The 22,622-nt window shown below is 56.3% G+C and carries 23 protein-coding genes and 1 pseudogene; 19 read left to right on the top strand and 5 right to left on the bottom strand.

Annotated elements, in window-relative coordinates; all coding sequences use genetic code 11:
• Positions 1–14 precede the first annotated feature (14 nt).
• The 3 genes and pseudogenes from FGF66_RS04535 to FGF66_RS04525 all read left to right on the top strand — a co-directional run.
• Entirely contained in the window at positions 15–734 is a 720-nt protein-coding gene (locus FGF66_RS04535; protein ID WP_246046575.1) for an esterase/lipase family protein, read from the top strand.
• Positions 716–1,561: a Cbp1 family collagen-binding glycoprotein adhesin gene (locus tag FGF66_RS04530; RefSeq protein WP_139456507.1), complete on the top strand. Its 846-nt coding sequence runs from the start codon at positions 716–718 to the stop codon at positions 1,559–1,561. Before FGF66_RS04535 ends, FGF66_RS04530 begins: the two co-directional genes overlap by 19 nt.
• A gap of 85 nt (positions 1,562–1,646) precedes the next feature.
• Positions 1,647–2,142, top strand: a pseudogene (locus FGF66_RS04525) (UDP-glucose 6-dehydrogenase); the annotation flags it as partial.
• Positions 2,143–2,249: 107 nt separating this feature from the next.
• Here the strand turns inward: FGF66_RS04525 and thiD are convergent.
• From thiD to FGF66_RS04510, 3 genes are read right to left on the bottom strand one after another with little or no spacing between them, the layout of a single operon-like run.
• Entirely contained in the window at positions 2,250–3,083 is an 834-nt protein-coding gene (gene thiD, locus FGF66_RS04520) for a bifunctional hydroxymethylpyrimidine kinase/phosphomethylpyrimidine kinase (RefSeq protein ID WP_139456506.1), read from the bottom strand.
• 2 nt (positions 3,084–3,085) lie between these two features.
• The gene (gene thiE / locus FGF66_RS04515; protein WP_139456505.1) at positions 3,086–3,700 is read right to left on the bottom strand and encodes a thiamine phosphate synthase; all 615 of its coding nucleotides are present in this window, start codon (positions 3,698–3,700) and stop codon (positions 3,086–3,088) included.
• A complete protein-coding gene (locus FGF66_RS04510; RefSeq protein ID WP_139456504.1) occupies positions 3,697–4,335 on the bottom strand; it encodes a thiamine phosphate synthase in 639 nt (212 codons plus the stop codon). The genes thiE and FGF66_RS04510 overlap by 4 nt, the downstream gene beginning before the upstream one ends.
• Positions 4,336–4,449: 114 nt before the next feature.
• Here FGF66_RS04510 and FGF66_RS04505 point away from each other — a divergent pair, with 114 nt between their 5' ends.
• The 4 genes from FGF66_RS04505 to FGF66_RS04490 all read left to right on the top strand — a co-directional run bounded on the left by FGF66_RS04505 (position 4,450) and on the right by FGF66_RS04490 (position 8,777).
• Positions 4,450–4,923, top strand: a complete 474-nt coding sequence (locus tag FGF66_RS04505; protein WP_139456503.1) for a RidA family protein — start codon at positions 4,450–4,452, stop codon at positions 4,921–4,923.
• Between the two features lie 824 nt (positions 4,924–5,747).
• On the top strand, positions 5,748–7,364 hold the full coding sequence (locus tag FGF66_RS04500; RefSeq protein ID WP_139456502.1) for a S41 family peptidase: 1,617 nt from the start codon (positions 5,748–5,750) through the stop codon (positions 7,362–7,364).
• A 72-nt stretch (positions 7,365–7,436) separates the two neighbouring features.
• Positions 7,437–8,096 (top strand): START domain-containing protein, encoded by a 660-nt coding sequence (locus FGF66_RS04495; RefSeq protein ID WP_139456501.1) that lies wholly within the window; start codon positions 7,437–7,439, stop codon positions 8,094–8,096.
• Between the two features lie 42 nt (positions 8,097–8,138).
• Positions 8,139–8,777 carry an START domain-containing protein gene (locus FGF66_RS04490; protein WP_139456500.1) on the top strand — a complete coding sequence of 213 codons (639 nt, stop codon included), beginning with the start codon at positions 8,139–8,141 and terminating at the stop codon, positions 8,775–8,777.
• On the opposite strand, the gene rfaE1 is transcribed toward FGF66_RS04490, so the two are convergent.
• Entirely contained in the window at positions 8,749–9,732 is a 984-nt protein-coding gene (gene rfaE1, locus FGF66_RS04485; protein ID WP_139456499.1) for a D-glycero-beta-D-manno-heptose-7-phosphate kinase, read from the bottom strand. The genes FGF66_RS04490 and rfaE1 overlap by 29 nt on opposite strands.
• A gap of 136 nt (positions 9,733–9,868) precedes the next feature.
• Between rfaE1 and ffh the strand changes: the two genes are divergently transcribed.
• From ffh to FGF66_RS04455, 6 genes are all read left to right on the top strand, one after another.
• Positions 9,869–11,218 (top strand): signal recognition particle protein, encoded by a 1,350-nt coding sequence (ffh, locus tag FGF66_RS04480; RefSeq protein ID WP_139456498.1) that lies wholly within the window; start codon positions 9,869–9,871, stop codon positions 11,216–11,218.
• Between the two features lie 40 nt (positions 11,219–11,258).
• On the top strand, positions 11,259–11,654 hold the full coding sequence (rpsP, locus tag FGF66_RS04475; RefSeq protein ID WP_139456497.1) for a 30S ribosomal protein S16: 396 nt from the start codon (positions 11,259–11,261) through the stop codon (positions 11,652–11,654).
• 32 nt (positions 11,655–11,686) lie between these two features.
• Positions 11,687–12,190 (top strand): ribosome maturation factor RimM, encoded by a 504-nt coding sequence (gene rimM, locus FGF66_RS04470; protein ID WP_139456496.1) that lies wholly within the window; start codon positions 11,687–11,689, stop codon positions 12,188–12,190.
• Positions 12,191–12,303: 113 nt separating this feature from the next.
• Positions 12,304–12,996, top strand: a complete 693-nt coding sequence (gene trmD, locus FGF66_RS04465; protein WP_139456495.1) for a tRNA (guanosine(37)-N1)-methyltransferase TrmD — start codon at positions 12,304–12,306, stop codon at positions 12,994–12,996.
• A 27-nt stretch (positions 12,997–13,023) separates the two neighbouring features.
• On the top strand, positions 13,024–13,389 hold the full coding sequence (gene rplS / locus FGF66_RS04460; RefSeq protein ID WP_139456494.1) for a 50S ribosomal protein L19: 366 nt from the start codon (positions 13,024–13,026) through the stop codon (positions 13,387–13,389).
• Between the two features lie 146 nt (positions 13,390–13,535).
• Complete coding sequence (locus FGF66_RS04455) at positions 13,536–14,363, top strand: HhH-GPD family protein (protein WP_139456493.1); 828 nt, start codon at positions 13,536–13,538, stop codon at positions 14,361–14,363.
• 60 nt (positions 14,364–14,423) lie between these two features.
• Here FGF66_RS04455 and FGF66_RS04450 read toward each other — a convergent pair whose 3' ends face one another.
• The gene (locus FGF66_RS04450; RefSeq protein ID WP_139456492.1) at positions 14,424–16,253 is read right to left on the bottom strand and encodes an AMP-dependent synthetase/ligase; all 1,830 of its coding nucleotides are present in this window, start codon (positions 16,251–16,253) and stop codon (positions 14,424–14,426) included.
• Positions 16,254–16,698: 445 nt separating this feature from the next.
• On the opposite strand from FGF66_RS04450, the gene FGF66_RS04445 reads away from it, so the two are divergent.
• The 6 genes from FGF66_RS04445 (at position 16,699) to FGF66_RS04420 (ending at position 22,501) form a co-directional block, all read left to right on the top strand.
• Positions 16,699–17,763: a lysylphosphatidylglycerol synthase transmembrane domain-containing protein gene (locus tag FGF66_RS04445; protein ID WP_139456491.1), complete on the top strand. Its 1,065-nt coding sequence runs from the start codon at positions 16,699–16,701 to the stop codon at positions 17,761–17,763.
• Positions 17,760–18,716, top strand: a complete 957-nt coding sequence (locus FGF66_RS04440; protein WP_139456490.1) for a glycosyltransferase family protein — start codon at positions 17,760–17,762, stop codon at positions 18,714–18,716. Before FGF66_RS04445 ends, FGF66_RS04440 begins: the two co-directional genes overlap by 4 nt.
• Positions 18,717–18,757: 41 nt before the next feature.
• The gene (locus FGF66_RS04435; protein WP_139456489.1) at positions 18,758–19,462 is read left to right on the top strand and encodes an acylneuraminate cytidylyltransferase family protein; all 705 of its coding nucleotides are present in this window, start codon (positions 18,758–18,760) and stop codon (positions 19,460–19,462) included.
• Between the two features lie 31 nt (positions 19,463–19,493).
• Positions 19,494–20,627, top strand: a complete 1,134-nt coding sequence (locus tag FGF66_RS04430) for an iron-containing alcohol dehydrogenase (RefSeq protein ID WP_139456488.1) — start codon at positions 19,494–19,496, stop codon at positions 20,625–20,627.
• A 101-nt stretch (positions 20,628–20,728) separates the two neighbouring features.
• On the top strand, positions 20,729–21,886 hold the full coding sequence (locus tag FGF66_RS04425) for a DegT/DnrJ/EryC1/StrS aminotransferase family protein (protein ID WP_139456487.1): 1,158 nt from the start codon (positions 20,729–20,731) through the stop codon (positions 21,884–21,886).
• A 186-nt stretch (positions 21,887–22,072) separates the two neighbouring features.
• On the top strand, positions 22,073–22,501 hold the full coding sequence (locus FGF66_RS04420) for a DUF2141 domain-containing protein (protein ID WP_139456486.1): 429 nt from the start codon (positions 22,073–22,075) through the stop codon (positions 22,499–22,501).
• The last annotated feature ends 121 nt before the right edge of the window (positions 22,502–22,622 follow it).

Genomic DNA, 22,622 nt, shown 5'->3' with positions numbered 1-22,622 from the left:
AGCCGTCATAAAGCATGGAATTGCCAGTTATTTCAGTGGTCAGGCAGAATCCGGTGGTGATCGTTCCGGGTGTGCTTTTCTGGGACTCCCTTTACGAGGTGATGCGCCAGGCGCTCTCCGCCTGGATTCCGGCTGAGAAGATCGCCATCGCTCCGGTCAATCTTCTCGACTGGATCGGGTTTCCTCCATCGCCCGAGCGTTCGACCAACCGCGTCATGGCGGTGCTTGACCGGACGGTGCGCGCCATGGCCTCGCGTTTTCCCGGCGAGCCGGTCACCATCGTCGCGCACAGCGGCGGCGGCACGGTAGCCATGGTCTATCTCCTGGAACGTCCGTTTCAGGGCGATGTTTATGCCGTGAACGGTCTGGTCGGCAGACTGGTCGCGCTCGGAACTCCATTTCATACCCACGAGCATTTCGCGAAAATCAAGACCGATTTTATTTTTCAGCATCTCAGCTCCGAATTTTTCCGTAAATATAAAGTCGTCTCGGTCGTTAGCGACCGGTATAAAGGTTCGCTCGATGGCGGCATGATCGAAAAACTGTGCTATATGTTTTACCTGGGAGTGACCGACGATGGAAATCTTGCCGGAGACGGGGTTGTTCCGGCGAGATGCTGTTTTCTTGAAGGCGCCGAAAATGTTACTATTCCCGAATGCGAACATTTGCCTGCGCCGCATACAAAGTGGTATGGTACCAAAGATGGAGTTGAACAATGGATAGAGTGGCTTTGAAGCCATTGAGACGCTTTGCCGTTATCTTTCTGGCAGGAGCGATAATTGCCACAGTTTCTTCTTGCACACGGGAAGAACGGAAAAAGGAGGAGCAAAAGCATCTCGAGTCGATGATGACCATTCTTGTCCAGGTACAGAAGAATCTTGGACGGATACGTCAGAAAGAGGCCGTGGTCGTTCGGCTCTCCTCGGATGTGGAAGGGCGCAAGCCTCAGAGCGCCGAGCAGATCGGTAAGGAGATCAACAGCAATATCCGCTTCATCGACTCCACGCTTTCGGCAAGCAGGAACCTGGTCACGACGCTTGAAAAGGAGAATCACGAATCGCAATACCGTATCTCGGCGCTTGACCGCATGACCGGTCAGCTCAAGGGCGAGCTGGACAAGAAAAGTCTGGAAGTCGGAGCCATGAAAGGGGAGATTGCAAGGCTGAACCGGAGCATCGCTAGGCTCACCAACACGGTCGATGTCATGGACGAGGTTATCGATGATCAGGAGGCGCAGATGGTCAAGGCCTATTACATCAGCGGCACCATCGATCAGCTTGTCGCCAAGGGCATTTTGCTGCCGCCTGCTCCTTTTTCCCGTTTTCTCGGCGCGCAGCCTGTTCTGGCCGCCGATTTCGATATCCGTCCGTTCAGGATGGTGGATATTACCGAAACCAGGGACATTTATTTTGATAAGCCAGTCAGCCGCCTGCATATCATAACCCCTCATACCAAAGGCTCTTATACACTCGTTGGCGGCAAAACCTCTGCACTGCTTTTGATCAGGAACGAGGCGGAGTTCTGGAAAAAGTCACGATGCCTGATTATCGTCGTGGAGTGAGTGCTGGCGCATTTCGAGGGGGTTAACCTCTGTGCCGATTCTTTTTGCCGAGGAATACTCTTTGTTATCCGGTAGTGAAGAGGCAACAGAGGGGGTCGATTTCAGCCTCTACCAGTTCATCGCCGTCGGCACACCGCCCGACGAGGATGGATCGGCTGACCTGAGCCAAATGCTCAGCATCGCCGAAAGTATCGGACGCAACATGGATGATTACCGTATCGTGATCGACAAATCGACAGTGCCGGTTTGTACGGCCGATCTGGTGCGTGAAACGATCAAGTCTGTGCTTGAAGAGCGGGGCAAGGCGCTCGATTTCGACGTCGTTTCCAATCCCGGGTTCCTCCAGGGGAGGGATGCCGTGGACGATTTCATGAAGCCCGAGCGGCATCGTCTTCGGCGAGGACAATCCGCGCACCAAAGAGCTTCTGCGCAACCTCTACGCGCCGTTCAACCGCAGCCGCGAACGATTCATCGCCATGGGCATCCGCTCGGTGGAGCTGACCCGGTATGCGATAAAAGCGACGCTTGCCACCAAGATCAGCTTCATGAACGAGATCGCCAACATCGCTGAAAGAGCCGGTGATCTTCGACGGCAGGAACCTTTACAACCCCGACATGGTGGCGCAGGCGCGACTCAGATACTTACTACTCGATCGGACGCAGCCCCCGTCTTGTGCTCTGAACTGCCTTATCGATTCATTCCCGGTCTGGCCTTGACCTTCCGGCCCGGAAAATGCTCCAGCGGGCCGTTTCCGCGCCCCAGTCTCCACGACGCCCCGGCCTGCAACGCTTTTCTCGTATAGTCGATAGCCGAGGCCACGGCTTCATCCATCGGCACTCCTTTGGCAACTCCGCATGCTATGGCCGACGAGAGGGTGCAGCCGGTGCCGTGCGTGTTGACCGTGTCGATTTTCGGGTTCGAGTACCAGAAGAACCTGCCCTCGTGCAGTAGGCAGTCCTCACAGTTTCCTCCCTCGCCATGCCCCCCCTTGATCAGCACGGAACGCGCCCCTTGCCGCTGCAATTCCTTCGCCATCGCTTCGATTCCGGCTCTCGTTGCCGGGGCCTTGTTGCGGCCCGTCAGTGACGCCGCCTCCGGCAGGTTTGGCGTGATGAGGCTGGAGCGGCGAAAGAGTCGCTGCATCGGCATCATACTTTCTGCTTCGAACAGCGATTTCCCGCTCGATGAGCGCAAAACGGTGTCGAGAACGACCGGAACGCCGTCGAGGCATTCGATGAGTTCAGCGACCGTTTCCGCCGCTTTCGTCGAGCCGAGCATCCCGATCTTGACCGTGTCGATGCGGATGTCGTCGGTAATCGTCTCGAACTGCTCTGCGATGAATGCGGGCGGAATCTCATGAATCGATCCCACGCCGAGGGTGTTTTGAGCCGTTACGGCGGTGATGACGCTCACTCCGTAGCAATTGTTGGCGGCGATGGCTTTCAGGTCGGCCTGGATGCCAGCTCCGCCGCTGCCGTCCGAACCGGCGATGGTGAGTACGGTGGTGTAATTCTGCATCATAGTCACTGCCGAATTCTCTTGACCAGCTCACGGGTTGCCGCTGCCGGATCGTCGCTTTCGGATATCGCCGAAATGACTGCGATGCCCGACGCTCCGGCGCGGATGACCTCGGCGGCGTTGTCGTGATCAATGCCGCCGATGGCGATGACCGGCAACTGCGCGGCATTCCGGATGGTTCGTATCGCTGCCGTACCGATCGGCGGGGTCGGTTTGTCTTTGGAAAACGTCGGAAAGATATGCCCCACGCCGATGTAGCTCGCTCCTTCCGCAGCGGCTTTTAAGGCTTCGTCGGTACAGGAGACTGATACGCCGATGATCGCGTCGGGGCCGCAGAGGGATCGGGCGGCGGATGCGGGCATATCCTGCTGGCCGAGATGGACGCCATCGGCATGCATGGCCAAGGCTATATCCACCCGATCGTTCACGATGAAGAGCGCATCTTGCTCGCGGCACAGAGCCTGAATTCGCACAGCCCATTGAAAAAGTTCGCGGCCTGTAGCTTTTTTTCGTCGCAATTGCACCATTCCGGCTCCGCCTTCAAGGGCCAATCGGGCAAGTTCAACGGGATCGGTGCTATCATCAGTGATGACGCAGAGGAGTCTTCGAGGGAGGTTCATGAGGGAATGAATGCGAAAAAACGGTTGATGGTTTCTGGCATTGCTTCGGCATCGAGAAACGGGGTGAGCGCGGCGACGCCCCAGGCTCCGCATTCGAGGCAGGCCAAGGCTTTTTCAGGCGTGACGCCGCCAACGGCGAACACAGGAATGCGTACTTTTGCGCAGATTTCCCGGAGTCGCTCCAGCCCTTGGGGCGGGCCGAAAGGCTCTTTCGAGGGCGTATGGAAGACCGGCCCGAAAAGCAGGTAGTCGAGACCCGCCGAAGAGGCTTGGAGGGCAGCAGTTTCGCTATGAACGCTCTGCCCGGCAAGCAGGCCGCGCGCAGCCTTTCGCACGGCATCGGCAGGGCATGAGGATTCGGGAAGGTGTACGCCGCCAGCACCAGTGGCGAGAGCGAGGTCGAAGCGCTCGTTGAGGGCGAGGATCGATCCGGCCTCTTTGAGAATAGGCGCGATCTGGAGGCTGAGTTGCCAGATCGACGCAGCATCGAGGCCTTTTTCGCGGAGCTGAAACAGCACCGGCGCAGATCGTGCGAGCGCCTGCGCCTGCTTCAGGGCAAGGCCGCGATGCGCGAGATGTTCGCCGCCGCTGCTGACAATCATCAGCCGGGGAAGTGAGGGACGTTTTCCTGTCATAGATAGCAATTTCACGCACGATAACTATTTTTCAAAGGAATCCCAATGCCGGAATCAGGTCTCGTATAACTCCTGTTTTCCGGCCTTTTTTTCAAGCAAAACATAATGACAGTCATGGCTTCAAATGAAGAAAATCTGAGACGATCAGGCATCGTCTTGCCTGAATTACCCTCTCCAGCGGGACTTTACCAGCCAGCGATACGTGTAGGCGATCTGATCTACACTTCGGGCCAATTGCCGCTGGTCGGCGGCAAGCTGATGGAGCCTGGAGGCAGGGGAGTCGTCAGCGCGGCGAGAGAGCAAGAGGCGACGGTTGCCGCCAGAACGGCGGCGCTCAATGCGGTTGCTGTTTTACGTTCCGTTGCCGAATCCCTCGATGCCGTGGCGGGTATCGTGAAGTTAACTGTCTATGTGTCCAGCGCCGAAGGATTCACCAATCAGCACAAGGTGGCCAACGGAGCCTCGGAACTTGTCGGTGAAATTTTCGCTGAATCAGGTCAACATGTCCGGAGCGTCGTCGGCGTTACATCCCTTCCTCTCGATGCAAGCGTCGAGATTGAGATGATTGCGTATTGTCCAATCAAATGAGATCAAGTAGCGTATTAACTCTCGTCATAAATAATTAAAAGCAGATTGATGTTAGAGTCAAAGCTGCTTTTTTATTTTCATAAATAATCATTTATGATTTGATTAATGGCAGGTTTTTATTTTTATAATTTTATTATAAAACGTCTCTTTTATTTATTTAATCTCTTTATATATGTTTTTATAAATACTTAAAAATTAATTTAATATTTTTAATCTAAAATATTAAATTAAAAGCGCTTAATAATTTTAGATTAAAAATATTATTAAGTGTTTATTTTTTAAAAAATTAATATTTTAATTTAATTTAATCCTTTGAATATTGTTCTGTATGTGCATAAAATTTCGTTTTTTATTGTCTTTTATTTATCTTTGTAATTCTAGTTAACGGTTAGGTTTTTTTCTAATTAAAATTATTATATTTCGTATTTTTGTTCAAATAAAGTTGAGATTAAATAATTTTATGTAAGTTTTTTTTTCTGATAAAAGACATCTCTCTATCTGAGTAAACTATCCGATTAATTCACGGCGGAGAACGGCAATACTGCGGGATTTGGCTGTCGAGGCTTTTTGTCGTGATCGTTACAGTTGCGAATTCCTCTTCTCTTCGGTACCATTAGATGGAGTCGATTGACATGCTTTTTCTGTCGGTTTCTACTGATCTGTTTTTATTGTTCTGTGTCTGTGCCGCATCTTGGTCTGGAATTCCGGGTCAGGATTTCATGAATTTCTTCCGCTGTTTCGTTATCATTCTGTTATAAAGAGTTTGCCGTGACGACGTCTAGCCCGGCAAGTTCCAATTCCACCGTCAATCTGAACCTTTCTCTATGTCTCGTATATTCAGTGTCCTTCTCATGATTCTCGTCGGAGGATTCGGTTATTTTATCGGATGGCGGATGAATAGCGGGGCTGGCGGAAAAATGGCCGATACCTACAAGCTGATCAGGTCGTATTACGTCGATCCGGTCAACGCAGATAGTCTTCAAAGCGCGGGTGTTCGCGGCATGCTGCAATCGCTCGATCCCCACTCCATCTATCTTGAACCCGAAAAAGCTGCGATTACCCAGTCGAACTTCAATGGCAATTTCGAGGGGATCGGCATTGAGTTCGATGTCGTGCGCGATACCCTTCTGGTGGTTACGCCCCTTGCCGGAGGGCCAAGCGAGTCGGCTGGCATCATGCCCGGAGACCGGATCATTGCGATTGACTCGAAGAATGTCATTGGCATCAAACCTTCGGCTGTTCTCGGCAAACTCAGGGGCGAGCGGGGTACCAGAGTCAGTCTCAAAGTATACCGTCCCCTGACCCGCCGGACGATCGATTTTCTGGTGACTCGCGGAAAAATATCGACATCGAGCATCGACGCGGCTTTTCTCGACGATGCTCGCACCGGTTACATCCGGATCAGCCAGTTTGTCGAGACCACGGGAAGCGAGTTTCACAATGCCGTGCAAAAGCTGCGCAAAATGGGAATGCAGCGGCTCGTCATCGACGTGCGCGGCAATCCGGGCGGCTATCTCGATCAGGCTGTCGTCGTTGCCGATGAGTTGCTTCCCGCCGGAAAGCTTATTGTCTATACCAAAAGCCGTCATGGTGGTGATGACCAGATGAAATACGTCGCGACCTCCGGCGGGATTTTCGAGAAGGGGCAGCTTTGTCTTCTGGTTGACCGCGGGAGTGCTTCGGCAGCTGAAATTCTTGCCGGGGCGTTGCAAGACAACCATCGCGCCTTGCTCATTGGTGAGTTGAGCTTTGGCAAGGGGCTTGTCCAGCGCCAGTTCAAACTTCCGGATGACTCTGTTGTAAGGCTTACGGTTTCGCGATATTTTACCCCGTCCGGACGGCAGATCCAGCGGGAGTATGACGAGGGCCTTCAGGGGCGCGAGCGCTATTACAAGGAGATGTTTACCCGGAATCTGCCAGGTAACTTCATGAAAAAATACGGTGGTCTTATGTACCGGGAGGGGCAGGATATATCGGTTTACAGCACTGGAAATTTGTTGAAAAGCGCCTCGGCGGACAGTCTCCGCGCCGTTCTCGCCAAGGCGGGCGGCATCATGCCCGATTACTGGGTTTTTGGCAAGCCCACCTCCAATCTGTACCAGGAGCTTTATGCCAAAGGCGTGATCGAGGATATCGCCCTGAAGCTGATCGACGATCCTTCCGATCCTGTCCAGAAGTACCGGAGCTCGGTGACTTCGTATCTCAATGGATACCGTGTGCCAGAAAACCTCGAAGCGCTCGTTAGAAAAGGGTGCGCGGATACGAAGGTTACATACGATCCTGCAGAGTTCAGCCGTGATCGGGCCAGGATAGCGCTCGCGCTCAAAGCAAGGATTGCCAGGCATCTGTTCGGAACTGAAGAGCAGATCAGGGTGTTAGTCCGTGAAGGCGATCCCGTCATGAAGGTTGCTCGCCATTTCATCGAGAAAAAGGCTTCATGAGCCGCCTTGGAAGAACTTCTTCCCGGCGTCAGGGATGGCTGTTCACCACTCATTCATACAAACAGGTTTGTCATGTCATTACTTGAAAAAATCAATAGTAACACCTGTGCGCTCAGGTTCAGCAACGACTGGCTGAAGATATTCACCTGTCCGGTGCCTTCATCCGATTTTCTCTCATTTGTTGGCGTGGCCACGATCGACGCGCCTCAGCACTCCGTGCTTGGTCTCCTGTACGATATCGAGTCGGCCACCGAGTGGGTGTGGAAAACACGGGAGATGCGTGTGCTCCAGGAGCTTGCCGACGACAACGAGGGGCGGGTGGTCTATCAGGTCGTCAGCGCTCCGTGGCCGGTTTCGGATCGAGACATCATCACCCGTTCGACGGCCTATGTCGATCCCGAAACTTCGGAGGCGTTCGTTAAGATCGAAAGTCTGCCCGACTTCATTCCCGAGACCAGCAATTGTGTGCGGGTGCGAAAGCTCGAAGGGGCGTGGAACATCCTGCCGCTTTCGGAAAATTCGTGCCGCGTGGTATTTCGGCTGCACATCGAGCCTGCCGGCGAAATTCCGTCATGGCTGGCCAACATCGCCGTCATCGACACGCCGTACCATACGCTGAACAACATGCGCGACATGGTCAAGCGTGAAAAATACCGAAATCCCGTCGGTGCTCCCCTGAAGGAATCGACGGAGGGTATCATCAGGAATTACAACGATTTCATTGTCGAGTAACCCGCCGGGTCTCGCGCTCACTCTACCATAATCGCCAAGCCAATGGATGTAGCAAACGCCCTCGAGGGTAACTGGGAATTTCGTGTCGATCACAAAGACATCAAGATTTTTTCGTCAAAGATCAGAGGTTCCCAGGTGCTGGGCTTCAAGGGTGAGGCCGTTTTCGAGGCGTCGCTCAGAAAGCTCATCAGCCTGTTTCACGATTTCGGAAATTACGGCAAATGGGTGCATCAACTCTCCGAAATGGAGGTGCTGCACCGGAGCGATGAACTCGACTATGTCGTCCGTCAGGTGCTCAACACTCCCTGGCCTATTCCGAAAAGAGAGATGATCGTGCGCACGGCGCTGCACACATCCGAGGGGGGGGCGCTGGCCCTGACGATGACCGGCATTCCCGATTACGCTCCGTCGCGGCCCGATGTTCATCGTGTGCGCGATGCGAAGGGGGTCTGGATACTGATGCCGGTAGAGGGCGGCAAGGTGCATGTGACCTTCGTGATGCATCTCGATCCCGGCAGTGACATTCCTGCTGCGATCAGCAACGCGGCCCTCTTCGAGGTGCCGTACTACTCGTTGCTCAAGATGCGGAATCTCGCGCAGGATCCGTCATACAAGCCGGCGTGGCCGTCGGTCGTTGACAATCACATCGCCATCAGCGAAGATGGGCCAGGCATGCATTGAAGAGCTTGTCTGGCCTGACCGGCACCGCACCGACCTCCTGGCACACCGTGTTGGCCGCGAGGTTGGCGATCCGGGTGCTGGTCACCAGATCGAGGCCTGAGGCCAGCCCGAGCGCGAGCGTACCAATTACTGTATCTCCCGCGCCGGAGACATCGGCGACATCGAGCGACAAGGCCGGAATGTGGGTGAACGAACCGTCATAGGCGGTCATGCCTTTTTCGCTTCTGGTCACCACGATGCTCTCGAAATCGAGCTTTTCCCGGAGCGCGAGGCACGCCTGTTCGACGGCGCTATCGGCGTTCGCCACACGATCACCGAGTGCAGCCGCGAGTTCGGAGAGGTTGGGCTTGAACACCGTGCAGCCGAAGTAAGAGAAGAAGCCTTTCAGCTTCGGATCGACCAGCACCGGCGTGTCGCGCTCCCGGCAGATGGCGATTACCGATGCGATCAGCGTTGGCGTCAGCACTCCCTTGTTGTAATCTTCGAGTACCACCGCATCGACCGTGCCCGCGATCTCCCTGAACATCGCGAGCAGCCGCTCTTCCAGCTCTGCATCCACCGGCTTGCGGCTTTCGTAGTCAACCCGCGTGATGTGGTGGTTTTGCGACAGGATGCGGGTTTTGCAGGTGGTTGGGCGGGTGCTGTCGGCCACGAGCATCTCCGGATCGAGGCCGTGCTCCTGCATCAGGCTCGTCAGGTTCCGGCGCTCCGCGTCGTCGCCCGTGACGCCGATCAGCAGCGTTTCAGCGCCGAGCGATTGGGTATTGACCGCCACGTTGGCCGCCCCGCCCAGGCGGCTGCTCTCTCTGGTGACATCGACCACCGGCACCGGATATTCGGGTGAAATTCTCGATACGTGGCCGAAGATATATTTGTCGATCATTACGTCGCCTATAACGGCGATTCTCTTTTCCCTGAACGATCTGAATATTTTTTCGATAGCTTCCGGGGTCATGGGCAGTGCTTTGAAAATTTGCTAACTAATATAATCGAAAATAGTTCGGTGATGGTTTCATTGATTGGTTTTATTTTAGCAGAATATTTTTATATTTAAAGCTATCCATTTTTAGAATTTATGTGACGGGTTCAACATGTTCGACAATCTCAGTGACAAACTTGAGCTGACCTTTAAAAAACTCGCCGGGCAAGCGACGATCAACGAGGTCAATATCGGTATCGCCATGCGCGACATCAAGCGCGCCCTCTTGAGCGCCGACGTCAACTACAAGGTTGCCAAGAAGCTGGTCGAGGATATCCGCGAAAAGTCCCTCGGCGAATCGGTCATCAAGAGCGTCTCGCCGGCGCAGATGATCGTCAAAATCGTCAACGACGAGCTTACCGAAATCATGGGCGGCGAGAACCAGCCGCTGAACCTGCCTCCAAAGAAAATTCCCGCCATCGTGATGGTTGCCGGCCTCCAGGGTTCCGGTAAAACCACCTTCTGCGCCAAGCTGGCCAAGCGCCTCAAAAAGAACGGCAAGAATCCGATCCTTGTCGCCGCTGACGTTTACCGCCCGGCGGCAATCGAACAGCTCCGGACGCTCGGCGAGCAGATCGATGTGCCCGTTTTCTCCGTCGAAGAGCCGGATGCCATGAAGGCCGCGCTCGGCGGTCTTGAAGCCGCAAAATCCGGCGCTAAGGATGTGGTGATCGTCGATACCGCCGGTCGCCTGCAGATCGACGAGGTGATGATGGCCGAGGCCGAGGCTCTCAAGAACCGTCTCAGCCCGGACGAGCTGCTCTTCGTCGTCGATTCGATGATGGGCCAGGAGGCGGTCAACACCGCCAAGGCATTCAACGATCGTCTCGATTTCGACGGCGTGGTGCTCACCAAGCTCGACGGCGACGCTCGCGGCGGCGCGGCGCTCTCGATCCGCCAGGTGGTCGAAAAGCCGATCAAGTTCATGAGCGTCGGCGAGAAGGTCGATGATCTCGACGTGTTCTATCCCGACCGCATGGCCCAGAGGATTCTCGGCATGGGCGACATCGTCAGCTTCGTCGAAAAGGCGCAGGAGACGCTCGATCTCGAAAAGACGATGCAGATGCAGTCGAAGCTCATGAAGAACGAGTTCGACCTCGACGACTTTTTCGACCAGCTTCAGCAGCTCAAGAAGATGGGTTCGATCCAGGGCCTCATCGAAATGGTGCCCGGCCTGAACAAGATGGTGCCGAAGCAGGATCTCGAAAACATCGACTTCAAGCCCATCGAGGCGATGATCTCCTCGATGACCAAGCTGGAGCGCAAGCAGCCGGAGATCATCAACGGCAGCCGCCGTCAGCGCATCGCGCACGGCAGCGGCACCAGAGTGCAGGAGGTCAACATGCTGCTCAAGCAGTTCTCCGAAATGAAGAAGATGATGCGCTCGGTCAACCGCCTGGCCAAGTCCGGACGGAAGATCACCACCGAGAACCTGGCGCTCGACAAGTTTTTGAAACGATAAATGAACAATGTCTCTTACAATAAATTAAACTCTTTACGCATTGGTTAAGATCAGATTGAAAAGAGCCGGAAGGAAAAAGATGCCTTTCTACCAGATCGTTGCCGCCGACGGGCGCGCGCCGAGAGATGGCAAGTTTCTCGAAGTGGTCGGCCACTACAACCCGACCGCCAAACCGCACACGGTGACCATCGAGAAGGATCGCGTGGCATACTGGCTCAACGTTGGCGCACAGCCTACCGATACCGTTCACAGTCTCATTCGCGGCACCGGTCTGCTTCATGAAATGAACCTGAAGCGCCGTGGTTTCAGCGAGAGCGATGTCGCCGCCCAGATGGAGGCATGGCAGCAGAAAGAGACCGAGCGCCGTCAGAAGCGTCTCAATGCCAAGCTGCGTCGCCGCCAGGCCAAGAAGGCCGCTGAAGGCGCCGAAGGCTGAGGAAGAGGGAATTCCGAACCGGCTGAGCCAGAGTGGAACTGTTTCTGACAGGCGTCGTCCTGAAGCCGAAAGGCTTGAAAGGCGAGCTCAAGGTGAAGCCGGTGACCGACTTTCCGGAGAGCTTCCTGAAACGCCGGGAGTATTACGTAGGTAAAACGCCGGATGATGCCGCGCCCCGCAAGGTGTTGTCGGTAAAGCTTCGACAGGGTTTTGCCTGGCTTATGCTCGACGGCGTCGGGACACGCGAGGAGGCCGAAGCCTTGGCGGGCTTTGGCTTGTACGTGACCGGTGAAGCGCTGGAGCCTCTGCCGGATAACCGGGCATACATCCACGACCTGATCGGTCTGGAGGCGTTTGACGAAGAGGAAGGGCGGGTCGGCAAGATCAGCGATGTGTTGCAGATGCCTGCGCACGACGTGTATGAAGTCGATACCGGAGAGCGGAAAGTTCTCGTACCGGCAGTGGAAGATTTTATAACTGAAACGGATCTCAAAAAAGGGATCGTGACGTTGCGCAGATTCAGGGAATTTTTGTAACGTCAGCGCGTCGCGACTTCTTCGATGAAGTTCAGGCGCGATGTTCTTGACAGGATTGATAAAGCGGACACCTCTAAACGGTGTCTAGGCAACGACTCAGAGGTGTGGACGCCATGCGGATAGATATCATTTCCGTCATTCCGGATTTTTTTTCGTCACCCCTCGAAAAGGGATTGCTCGGCATCGCAAGGCGGAAAGCTCTTGCGGAAATCAACGTGCACAACCTGCATGATTATGGATTGGGCAGGTACCAGCAGGTGGATGATGCGCCGTTCGGAGGCGGTGCGGGAATGGTGATCCGTCCGGAGCCGGTTTTCGCATGTATCGAGAAGTTGCAGGCTGAAAGGAGTTATGACGAGGTTATCTTCATGACGCCGGACGGGAAGGCTTTCGACCAGAAGCGGGCTAATCGCCTTTCGCGAAAGGGGAATCTGATTATTCTCTGCGGCCACTACAAGGCCATGGACGAAAGGATTCGCCGGACACTGGTCACCATGGAGCTTTCCGTCGGCGATGTGGTGCTTTCCGGAGGTGAAATTCCGGCGCTCATGGTCATGGACGCGGTCGTCAGGCTCATACCGGGAGTTCTCGGTGATGGCGAGTCGGCGCTGACCGATTCGTTCCAGAACGATATCCTCGATTGCGCATGGTTTACGCGCCCTGCGGAGTTCCGGGGAATGAGAGTGCCCGATGTGCTTCTTTCAGGCCATCATGAAAAAATCGAGCGCTGGCGGCAGGAGAATGCGCGGGAGCGCACTTTCGAGCGCAGGCCGGAGCTGCTCGGCAAAGAGAGTGAAGAAGAGTAAAGACAACATAAAGATAACAGTGTCATCATGGATCAGTTAATTCAGTTGGTCGAAGCAACCCAACAGAGGAGCGATATTCCCGAAGTTCGTCCCGGCGACACCGTCAGGATTCAGCTCAAGGTTATCGAGGGCGAAAAAGAGCGCCTTCAGGCTTACGAAGGCGTCGTGATCGGCGACAAGGGCATGGGCGCATCCAAGACCATCACCGTTCGCAAAATTTCGCACGGCGTTGGCGTCGAGAGGATCATCCCGATCAACTCGCCGAACGTCGAGAGCGTCACGGTGGTCAGGAACGGCAAGGCAAGAAGGGCCAAGCTTTTCTACCTCCGCAAGCGTACCGGCAAGGCCGCGCTGAAGGTCAAAGAGCGCAAGAGCGCTTCCGCCCAGGCATAAACTGTAGCATTTCCAGCTTTCAGGCAGAGCAGCGCAACAGTGATAAGGTGGCGCTGCTTTGTTTGTTTCGTAGTGGACTTTGTGGACAAGAGATGAGTGCTGAAAGCGCAGACTGCTCTATTTTTCCCTTCTGATTTTACCCTGCCATGAATACCACTCGCGTCGAGGCTTTTCAGGCGAAGATTTTCGATTTTTACGAAAAGAGCAGGCGGAGCTTTCCCTGGCGCTCGACCAATGACCGTTATGCCGTGATGGTGAGCGAGGTGATGCTGCAACAGACCCAGGCCGACCGGGTCGCGCCGCGCTTCGTTCGCTGGCTTGAACGCTTTCCTGACCCGCGCTCGCTCGCCTCGGCTTCGCTGCGCGAGGTGCTCGAAGAGTGGAGCGGCCTCGGCTACAACGCTCGCGGCCAGCGGCTGCACCGTGCGGCCTCGATGATCGTCGAACAGCACGGTGGCCGAGTGCCCGCCGATCCCGCGCAACTCATCGAGCTGCCGGGCATCGGAGCCTACACGAGCCGCTCGATTCTCGTCTTTGCCGACAACCTCGATATCGCAGCCGTCGATACCAATATCAGGCGTGTGCTGATCTACGAACTCAACCTTCCCGAATCGATCACTCCGAAAGCGTTGCTCGACGTCGCCGGCGAAGTGCTACCGAAAGGGCGCAGCCGCGACTGGCACAACGCGCTGATGGATTACGGCGCAATGGAGCTGACCGGCAGGAAAACCGGCATCGCGCCGCTGACCCGCCAGTCGAGCTTCAAAGGCTCCCGGCGCTGGTATCGCGGAGCGCTGCTTCGCGAGTTGCTCACGAGCGGCGAGCTGTCCCGCGAGTCGGTCGAGGAGCGCTACGCGGAGTGCCCCCACGGCATCGCTTCGATTGTGGATTCGCTGGTTATGGAGTCGATGATCGAGGAGTACGGCGAGAACCGGATGCTGCGGATTGCCGGAGAGTCGGGGAGAGGAGGGTGAGCGAGGCTGTTCCGGGACGCTATCCCGGTTCAGCCTGTCGAGTCATCGGCGGAGCGAGCCTCACTCGGTGTTATAGACCATGTTCAGCGCGTTGTAGAGATTGTCGATCTCGGCGCTGAATTTGCTGGTGATCTCCTTGCGTTTGAGCTTGAGCGTCGGGGTCATCATGCCGTTCTCGATCGAGAACGGTTGTTCGACAAGCAGAAACTTTCTCACCTTTTCGTGGGTGGCGAGCTGGCGTGAAATACTCTTCAGCAGCTTCTCGTAAATCTGAACCACCTCCTTGTTGGCGATCAGCTCTTTCGGGCTGGCTGCCTTGATCTGGTTCTCCGCCGCGAAATCCCTCAGTTTCACGAAGTCGGGCACGATGAGCGCGATGAGGAAGGGGCGCTTTTCGCCGACAATCATCGTCTGATCGACGTACGGGCTGTCGAGAATGAGATTCTCGATCGGCAGGGGCGCGATGTTCTTGCCGCCGCTGGTCACGATGATGTGCTTCTTGCGGTCGGTGATTTTCAGGTATCCATCGGCATCGATCAGGCCGATGTCGCCCGTATAGAACCAGTCATCCTTGATCACCTCGGCGGTCGCGGCCTCGTCTTTCCAGTACCCCTTCATGATGTTGGGGCCTTTGAGCATGATTTCGCCATCGGGGGCGATCCTGACCTCGACGTTGCTGACCGGCGGGCCGACCGTGCCGAACTTGACCTTTTCGGGGCGGTTGACGTGGGTGACGGGCGAGGTTTCGGTCAGCCCGAACCCTTCGAGAATCGTGATGCCGATCGACTGGAAGAACTCGCCGGTTTTCTGCGGCAGCGCCGCGCCGCCGGAGACGAAGTAGCGCAGCCTTCCGCCGAACTTCTTGCGGATTTTGCTATAAACGAGCTTGTCGGCCAGGTTGTGCTGCGCGGCGAGTATCGGTGATACTTTTCCGGCGGCGAGCTGTTTGTGGTACTTGTCGCCGGTGCTGACCGCCCAGAAGAAGATTTTCTCCTTCATGCCTCCTTCGCTAATCACCGACTTGAGAATGCTTGCCTTCATGCGGTCGAAGAGCCTTGGGACCGTGAAGATGATGGTGGGCCTGGCCTCCGAGATGTTGAGCGAGATAGTTTCGATGCTTTCGGCTAGATAAATCCGCGCTCCGCAGGCGAACAGGAGGTAGTAGCCGCCGGTGCGTTCGTAGGCGTGGGAGAGCGGCAGGAAGGAGAGGCTGCTGTCGGTTTCGTCGAGGCGGATGACCGTCGAGCACGATTTGACGTTTTCGCACAGGTTCCGGTGGGTGAGCATCACCCCTTTCGGCAGGCCGGTCGTGCCGGAAGTGTAGATGAGCGTCGCCACGTCGTCTGGCTTGGTTTTGATGCCATCGAGCAGCCACGGCGCGGCTTCGAGGCTTTTCTTTCCTTCAATTTTCGCCTGGGCGAGATCGACCACGTCATCGACAGGCTCTTCGAGCTTGTTCATGACGATCACCATGTTCAGCTCCGGAAGCTTCGGCCAGATGGAGAGGACTTTGCCGAGCTGAAGCATGTTCGAGACAATGATGCCTTTCGCGCCGCAGTTGTTCAGGATATATTCGATCTGGTTCGGCGGAAGGGAGGGGTAGAGCGGCACGTCGGTCGCTCCGAGCGAGAGAATGGCCATATCGGCCAGGTACCATCCCGGACGGTTCTCCGACAAAATGGCTACCCGGTCGCCGGGTTCGATGCCCCGCTGTTTCAGATAAGCGGCAAAGTGGCGGTAATCCTCCGCAAGAGCGTCATAGCTGATCGGGGCATAAGCGCCATTGATTTTCCTTGCGACAGGCGCTTTGTCCGCTTGTCCCCTGAAATGGCTGAATACCGAGGTGAACAGTTCGGGCAATGTCTGGAAATCAGGATTGATGAGTCCCATAAACGAACGTTTGATTCCGGAATGCTGTGAAGAGAATCGTGAAATCGGGTCTGACGCAAATGGTCAACAAGGACGTCCGCCGAAACGGACAGAGTGACAGGAACGCTCTGAATATGATCATATACTGATATGTAACAATAGAAGCCCGTAAATCCAATATTTTTTCACGTTTCGATAATCCGCCACCGGTGCTCGCCTGTTGCGATCGAAACCGATTTCTTCCCCTGCGTTAGCCATGCAAACGGCGGGTTCACGGGAATCCCCTATTTTTTATATATTTGTGCGCTTCTGTTCCGGATGGGGCGGATGGCGGGCAACGGCCCTGTTCCTGTAGTTCCTTGTTTTCAGGGCAGCTCGCGTTGAAAAGAGATTCCTGACACGAACACGCCGAAAGCCGGGGAGCTGACCCGCTGTACGCAGAACTGTTTCATTTCCAATCGATTTCATGCAGGTACGCAATAAAGGAAAAAAGTCCTGGACCAGGTACGCGGGGCTTCTGGCCGGTCTGGCGCTTATCGCCTATCTGTTCAGCAAGGTCGATCTGGCCGGTTCGATGAAGCTGATCAGTTCGCTCGGTCCCTCCGTGCTGTTGATTCTCCTGCCCTACCTCGGCCTGCATCTTCTGGAGACGGCGGCCTGGCAACGGCTTTTTCCGAAAGAGAGCGGCGCGCCACCCTTTTTCGGCCTTTTCAAAATCCAGCTGGTCACCGAAACGGTCTCCATGACGCTGCCCGCGGGCGTGGCGGTCGGTGAGCCACTGCGCCCGTGGCTCTGCCGGAAATTTCTCGGCATTCCGCTGCCCGACGGCTTCGCAACGGTCGCGGTGCGCAAGCTCCTCCTTGGCGCGACCCAAGGCATCTATACCCTTCTCGGCGCGGTTGCCGGTTTCGGCATGTTGCAGGCTGTGTCTAAGCAGGTGGTGGATTTTCAAGGACTTGGCGTGATCATGATTGCTGTCAGCCTTGCCATGGCCGTGGTATTTACGCTGTTTTTGATTCTGATGACCAACGGCAACGCTGTCGGGAAGCTGCATCGTCTTCTTCTGAAGATTCCGTTTGAAAAGGTCCGGCAGTGGCTGCTCAGGGTGCAGGAGGGGTTTGCCGAGACCGACCGCCAGCTTCAGCGGGTCAAGTCGGATGGCATGAAATCGTTCCTGCCGGTAATGGTGATCTACGTCGCGGCGTGGATGATGCTCGCGTTGGAAACTTATCTTATATTACAAGTACTTGGTCTTAAAGTGACCTTTTTGCAGGTGTTGGCGTTCGATACGGCTCTGACCATTCTCAGGGCGATCTTTTTTTTCATTCCATCGGGACTGGGGATTCAGGATCTTGGCTACCTCGCTTTTTTTCATGCGCTCGGCCTTCCCGATTATCTCGCCTATGGAGGAGCGTTCGTGATGCTGCGCCGTCTCAAGGAGGTTCTCTGGTATTCGATCGGTTACGGAGTGATGTTCATGGAAGGCATTCATCTCCGGGATGCCCAGCAAGTCAGTGACGAGAGCGCATGAGGAAGAAGATTCTGTTTGTTTGCGGTTCGATGAATCAGACCACCCAGATGCACCAGATTTCGGAGCATCTCCGGGAGTACGATCAGTGGTTCACCCCTTTTTTCAGCGACGGCCTGCTTGGCAAAGCCAGCGACATGGGAATGCTCGAATTCACGATCATGGGCAGGAAGCGCGCCAGCAAAGCCATCGATTATCTTACTTCGCATAATTTTCAGCTCGACATTGGCGGTACGCTGCACCGGTACGATCTGGTGTTGACCTGTACCGACCTCATTGTGCCGAAACATCTCAAGCGCAGCAAAATCGTGCTCGTGCAGGAGGGGATGACCGAGCCGGAGACGATCCTTTTCCACCTCGCCCGCAACTTCCGCTGGGTGCCGCGCTGGATCGCGGGCACGGCGACCACGGGCCTGTCGGACACCTACGAGAAGTTCTGCGTGGCCAGCGAAGGCTACCGCGACCTGTTCATCAGCAAAGGCGTCCGGCCCGAAAAGATCGAAGTGACCAGCATTCCCAACTTCGACAACTGCGAGCGCTTTCTCGAAAACGACTTCGAGCACCGCGACTACGTGCTGGTCTGCACCTCCGACAACCGGGAAACCTTCATCTACGAGAATCGCAAGCGCAACATTCGCAAGTACCTTGAGATGGCCGACGGTCGGCAGTTGCTCTTCAAGCTCCATCCCAACGAGAACGCCGCGCGGGCCGCGCGAGAGATCGAGCAGCACGCGCCGGGCAGCATCGTCTATGCGGAAGGGAAGACCGAGGAGATGATCGCCAATTCGCAGATGATGATCGCGCAGTTTTCTTCGACGATCTTTGTAGGATCGGCGCTGAACAAACCGGTATATTGCGGGTTGGAACCAGATTATCTCAAGCGCCTCACTCCGTTGCAGAACCGCTCGGCGGCCCGCAGGATCGCCGGTGTCTGTCGGCAGGTGATCGAAGCGTGAGGCGGAATCGGGCAATAACGAAGAATCACAGGAAACACTGAATGCGGACGGCAGCGATCATTCCGGCGCGCGGCGGCTCGAAGGGCCTGAAAAACAAGAACATCCATCCGGTGGCCGGTCTTCCGCTGCTGGCATGGAGCGTCTTGCAGGCGCTCGACGCCGAACACGTGGACAAGGTTTTCGTGACCACCGACGACCCGGCCATCGCCGAGGTCGCCCGCGCGTACGGCGCGGAGGTGATCGAGCGGCCCGAAGAGATCAGCGGCGACAAGGCGACCTCCGAGGCGGCGCTGCTGCACGCGCTCGAAACGATTGCCGCGCATCACGGCGCGGAGCCGGAGACGGTCGTTTTCCTGCAAGCCACCTCGCCCTTGCGCAAGCCCGGCGACATCGACCGCTCCATCGAGCTGTTCCGGCAAGAGGGGGCCGATTCGCTGATTTCGGTCACGCGGGCCGACGACCTCACCATCTGGGAGCAGCGCTCTGGCGAGTGGAACAGCGTGAACTTCGACTACCGCAATCGCGGGATGCGGCAGGATCGCCCGTCGCAGTTCATCGAAAACGGCTCGATCTACCTTTTCACGCCATCCGTGCTGCGCAGCTTCAACAATCGCATTGGCCAAAAGCTTTCGGTCTATCCGATGGAGTTCTGGCAGACCTGGGAGATCGACACCATCGAAGAGGTCGATCTCGTCGAATTTTACCTGAAACAGAAAGGTCTCGACCGCTCGTTCGTTCGATCCTGAAATCCGACAAACCCAACAGAATCAAGACAATATGAACTTTTTTCTCTCCACCGACCTGTGCATCGGGGTTAACGAAGCACTCTCCGTGCATGAGCACCTCCAGTCGCTCGGCATCCAGAAACCGGGTATTATCTACGATGCGAGCCTTTCGGAAAACCTCTATTTCCAGGATGTACTGCGCAACATCAACGCCAGCTACCCGAACGCCGTCGTCTATTGCAACGAGTTCAGGGGCGAGCCTACCTACAGGCATCTCGAAAATGTGGCGGAGTTCTTCCGTCGCGAGCTGCCCGACGGCATGGTTGCCATCGGCGGCGGCAGCACCATCGACCTCGGCAAGGGAGTCGCGTTGTTGCTCACCAACAATGTTCCGGCGCTCTCGCTCAAGGGCTTTCCGAAGGATGTCAGTGATCCCGTGCCGCTCGTGACCGTGCCATCGCTGCTCGGCAGTGGCGCGGAGGTGAGCTACAACGCGGTCTTCATCGACGAGGACGAAGGGCGCAAGCTCGGCATCAACAGCCGCAAGAACTTCCCGAAGCGTTCGGTGATCGACCCCCAGCTCTCGATGAGCGCGCCGATGGAGAGTGTCATCGCCTCGGCGATGGACAGCCTGGTGCACTGCGTGGACAGCTTCGGCTCGGTCAAGCACACCGCGCTCAGCCGCATCTTCTCGATCGAAGGCTTCCAGCGCACCTTCTACGCCTTGCAGCAGGGGCAGCTCGACCGCGCCGAATCGCGCCTCGATCTCGCGCTCGGCAGCGTCTGCGGCGTCACGGCGCTGATGAACTCCGGCGACGGCCCGACCAACGGCTTCGCCTACTACGTCGGCGTGAAGCATCAGGTACCGCACGGACTGGCGGGCGCGATCTTCCTCAAGGAGGTGATGCGCTACAACGTCACCAAGGGGTACGACAAATACGCGCTGCTCAATCCCGCCCGCAAAGAGGGGGCATCGGCAAGGGAGTCGGCGCTGGAGCTGCTCGAACAGATGGACGCGCTCTATCGCCAGCTCGACATTCCGAACCTTGCGCCCTACGGCTACGGCAAAGGCAACGTCGCCGAACTCGCCGCCAAAGCCTCGGGCGCACTTTCAGGCTCGTTCGGCGGCAACCCGGTGGAGTTCAACGAGGACTCGGCCAGGGTGGTAATCGACGCTCTGACCTGAGCTGTAGAGTTTTTTCTTTCTGACCTATAAGACCTATAGGACTTATAGGTCTTATAGGCACAAGATTTTGGATACTTAAAAGAACTTAAACGCATTGCACTATGGCAGGAGCCGAGCTGATTGGCAAAGAAGAACTGGCCCAGATACAGGAGTTGTTCAGCGGGGAGAAGACCACGCTGTACCGGTACGCGCCGGGGAACTACAAGGCGCGGGAGCTGGAGGAGAAGTTCGCCGCGTACATGGGCGTGAAGTACGCCCACGCCGTGTCGTCGGGCACGGCGGCGATTCACTGCGCCCTTGCGGGCGCGGGCGTCGGCCCCGGCGACGAGGTGATCACCACCGCCTGGACCTTCATCGCGCCGGTCGAAGCCGCTGCGGCGCTTGGCGCGGTGCCGGTGCCGGTGGAGATCGACGAGACCTACCACCTCGATCCGCTTGAGGTCGAAAAGGCGATCACGCCGAAAACAAAAGCGGTCGTGGCGATTCCAATGTGGGCCGCGCCGAAGATGGACGAGATCGCCGAAATCTGCGAGCGCCGCGGCGTGACGCTCATCGAGGACGCCGCCCAGTCGCTCGGCGCTACCTACAAGGGGCGCAAGCTCGGCACCATCGGCAAGGTCGGCTCCTTCTCCTTCGACGCGGGCAAAACGCTGCACGTCGGCGAGGGCGGCATGGTCATCACCGACGACAAGGAGGTCTATGACCGCGTCGCCGAGTTCAGCGACCACGGCCACATGCACATCCCCGGCCTGCCGCGCGGCAAGGATCCGCGCCGCGCCAAGGGTCTGAACTACCGCCTCAGCGAAGTGACCGCCGCCATCGGCCTCGCCCAGCTCGGCAAGATCGACTACATCCTCTCGAAGGCGAGGGAGAACAAGTACAAGATCAAGGAGCGCATCAGCCACCTCGACAATCTCCTGATGCGCCCCTTCACCGACGAAGCCGGCGCGCAGGGCGACACGCTGATCTTCAAGGTTCGCGACCCCCAGACCGCCCTGCAGTTCGAGGCGCACCTTTTGGAGCACGGCTTCGGCACCAAGATTCTGCCCGAAGCGATCGACTGGCACTACGCCGCCGTCTGGGGCCACCTGCTCAAGGCGTACGACCGCTACCGCGACGCCAACCTCGAAGAGCTGTGGCCGCGAACCGGCCAGCTCCTCCAGAGCAGCATCTGCCTGAACATCTCGGTGCTGATGGACGACGCCACCATCGACAAGCTGGTCGCCGCCATCATCTCCGGCGCGGAGAAGATCGGGTAAGCCCGACACACGGAAATTCGTCACAGAAAAAAGCCTGTTGCAAAGCAGGCTTTTTTCATTTGGTGTCATTGTCCTTGCTGTCCTTTTTGCGCAACGCTATCTGACAATCCAGACTTTCACAGGTGCGCGAAATCTTTGTTACATTAAAGTTCAGAATTTCCGCAGACTTTCACGGGTACTCAATTCATGAACCTATCCGCCGACAATTCGTCATCCACCGAAGAACCGGTTATCGAAACCGGTCGCATCGTGGTCAAAGTGCTCGACGCCCACAACTGCAACGGCGATCTCGGCATCGCGCTTTTCAATGACAAGCATGGATTTCCGGGAGAGACGGAACATGCGTTCAGAAAAGGCGGAGTGCACGAAATAGGGGAGTCGAATCTCTACGTCTTCGAGAACGTTCCGTATGGCGCTTATGCAATCTCCGTCATCCACGACGAAGCTTGTTGCGGCGAGCTGCACAAGAACTGTTTCGGCATTCCGAAAGAGGGCGTCGGCGCCTCCAACAACCCCCATTTCTTTCTCGGCCCGCCATCCTTCGAGTCTTCCAGTTTTCAGCTCGGCAGCGCCGAGGTGGAAATCGAAGTGCATCTCAAGTATTTGTGCGGGTGAAAGCGGTTCGCGATCAGCTAATCAGGCATCACCGCCAAGCTCATTGTGGTCGGCTGTGCAGGCCGCTCATAAAAAAAGCGCCGGGAAAATCATTTTTATCATGGATTGTATAGGTGATTCG

Source organism: Chlorobaculum thiosulfatiphilum (assembly GCF_006265165.1).
Lineage (GTDB): Bacteria > Bacteroidota > Chlorobiia > Chlorobiales > Chlorobiaceae > Chlorobaculum > Chlorobaculum thiosulfatiphilum.
Note: the sequence above shows the minus strand (reverse complement) of the source record. Positions and strands in the feature narration are given on the sequence as shown.

Excerpts from the sequence above, each read along its gene's own strand:
- FGF66_RS04535 (WP_246046575.1), top strand. The coding sequence starts at position 15 with ATGGAATTGCCAGTTATTTCAGTGGTCAGGCAGAATCCGGTGGTGATC.
- FGF66_RS04530 (WP_139456507.1), top strand. The coding sequence starts at position 716 with ATGGATAGAGTGGCTTTGAAGCCATTGAGACGCTTTGCCGTTATCTTT.
- thiD (WP_139456506.1), bottom strand. The coding sequence starts at position 3,083 with ATGATGCAGAATTACACCACCGTACTCACCATCGCCGGTTCGGACGGC.
- thiE (WP_139456505.1), bottom strand. The coding sequence starts at position 3,700 with ATGAACCTCCCTCGAAGACTCCTCTGCGTCATCACTGATGATAGCACC.
- FGF66_RS04510 (WP_139456504.1), bottom strand. The coding sequence starts at position 4,335 with ATGACAGGAAAACGTCCCTCACTTCCCCGGCTGATGATTGTCAGCAGC.
- FGF66_RS04505 (WP_139456503.1), top strand. The coding sequence starts at position 4,450 with ATGGCTTCAAATGAAGAAAATCTGAGACGATCAGGCATCGTCTTGCCT.
- FGF66_RS04500 (WP_139456502.1), top strand. The coding sequence starts at position 5,748 with ATGTCTCGTATATTCAGTGTCCTTCTCATGATTCTCGTCGGAGGATTC.
- FGF66_RS04495 (WP_139456501.1), top strand. The coding sequence starts at position 7,437 with ATGTCATTACTTGAAAAAATCAATAGTAACACCTGTGCGCTCAGGTTC.
- FGF66_RS04490 (WP_139456500.1), top strand. The coding sequence starts at position 8,139 with ATGGATGTAGCAAACGCCCTCGAGGGTAACTGGGAATTTCGTGTCGAT.
- rfaE1 (WP_139456499.1), bottom strand. The coding sequence starts at position 9,732 with ATGACCCCGGAAGCTATCGAAAAAATATTCAGATCGTTCAGGGAAAAG.
- ffh (WP_139456498.1), top strand. The coding sequence starts at position 9,869 with ATGTTCGACAATCTCAGTGACAAACTTGAGCTGACCTTTAAAAAACTC.
- trmD (WP_139456495.1), top strand. The coding sequence starts at position 12,304 with ATGCGGATAGATATCATTTCCGTCATTCCGGATTTTTTTTCGTCACCC.
- rplS (WP_139456494.1), top strand. The coding sequence starts at position 13,024 with ATGGATCAGTTAATTCAGTTGGTCGAAGCAACCCAACAGAGGAGCGAT.
- FGF66_RS04455 (WP_139456493.1), top strand. The coding sequence starts at position 13,536 with ATGAATACCACTCGCGTCGAGGCTTTTCAGGCGAAGATTTTCGATTTT.
- FGF66_RS04450 (WP_139456492.1), bottom strand. The coding sequence starts at position 16,253 with ATGGGACTCATCAATCCTGATTTCCAGACATTGCCCGAACTGTTCACC.
- FGF66_RS04445 (WP_139456491.1), top strand. The coding sequence starts at position 16,699 with ATGCAGGTACGCAATAAAGGAAAAAAGTCCTGGACCAGGTACGCGGGG.
- FGF66_RS04440 (WP_139456490.1), top strand. The coding sequence starts at position 17,760 with ATGAGGAAGAAGATTCTGTTTGTTTGCGGTTCGATGAATCAGACCACC.
- FGF66_RS04435 (WP_139456489.1), top strand. The coding sequence starts at position 18,758 with ATGCGGACGGCAGCGATCATTCCGGCGCGCGGCGGCTCGAAGGGCCTG.
- FGF66_RS04430 (WP_139456488.1), top strand. The coding sequence starts at position 19,494 with ATGAACTTTTTTCTCTCCACCGACCTGTGCATCGGGGTTAACGAAGCA.
- FGF66_RS04425 (WP_139456487.1), top strand. The coding sequence starts at position 20,729 with ATGGCAGGAGCCGAGCTGATTGGCAAAGAAGAACTGGCCCAGATACAG.
- FGF66_RS04420 (WP_139456486.1), top strand. The coding sequence starts at position 22,073 with ATGAACCTATCCGCCGACAATTCGTCATCCACCGAAGAACCGGTTATC.